The 302-nt window shown below is 68.5% G+C and carries 1 pseudogene; it reads left to right on the forward strand.

What is annotated here, in order from left to right:
• A pseudogene (locus tag QN350_RS19840) lies at positions 1-302 on the forward strand (cation-transporting P-type ATPase); the annotation flags it as partial.

The following is a 302-nucleotide window of genomic DNA, read 5'->3' on the forward strand; positions in this document are numbered from 1 at the left end:
GCGAACGCTTTGGTCGGGTTCTTCGAGGAGCGCCAGGCCGGAAACGCCATCGCCGCCCTGAAGGACACGCTCGCTATGAATGCCCGGGTTCGACGTGACGGTACCTGGGTCACGCCCGCCGCCAGTGAGCTGGTGCCGGGAGACGTGATCCGGCTGCGGCTGGGGGATATCGTTCCCGCGGATGCCCGACTGCTGGAGGGCGACGAGATCGAGGTTGACCAGTCTGCGCTGACCGGCGAGTCACTGCCCGTGACGTGCGCGGCCGGGGATGCGGTGTTCTCGGGTTCGATCGTGCGCCGCGG

It is taken from the genome of Cryobacterium sp. 10I5, assembly GCF_035019865.1.
GTDB lineage: Bacteria > Actinomycetota > Actinomycetes > Actinomycetales > Microbacteriaceae > Cryobacterium > Cryobacterium breve_A.